The sequence below is a fragment of the Streptomyces pseudogriseolus genome (assembly GCA_002154585.1).
Taxonomy (GTDB): Bacteria; Actinomycetota; Actinomycetes; order Streptomycetales; family Streptomycetaceae; genus Streptomyces; species Streptomyces pseudogriseolus.
Genome location: MUNG01000572.1, coordinates 1 through 323, shown reverse-complemented (window position 1 = coordinate 323; position 323 = coordinate 1). Strand labels below are relative to the sequence as shown.

Sequence of the window (323 nt, the reverse complement as noted above, 5' to 3'; positions counted from 1 at the left end):
GCTCCTTGGCGGCCTCGGTGAGGTCCTTGGCGGTGTCGATGGCGCGCCAGTAGGACCCCTGCGGGATCGTGAACCCGGCGAGCCGGCGCTCACGCGCGAGATGCGGGAACGTGGTGCGCTCGTGGTCACCGCGCTCCGGGAGCAGCCCGGCGAACTCGGGGGAGAAGACGTAGACGCCCGCGTTGATCTCGAAGGTCGACGGCGGGGCCTCGATGAAGTCGCTGATCAGACCGAACCCGTCGGTGCGGACCGCGCCCCACGGCAGGCGCGGGCGGGCCAGCGCGACGGTGGCGACGGCGTCCCGCTCGGCGTGGAAGTCGGCC

At 73.1% G+C, this 323-nt stretch carries 1 protein-coding gene; it reads right to left on the bottom strand.

All coding sequences use genetic code 11. From position 1 onward, the window contains the following. Positions 1 to 323, bottom strand: a 323-nt coding sequence (locus tag CCN29_RS32850) for a nucleotidyltransferase family protein (RefSeq protein WP_442538633.1), incomplete at both ends; no start/stop codon positions are given.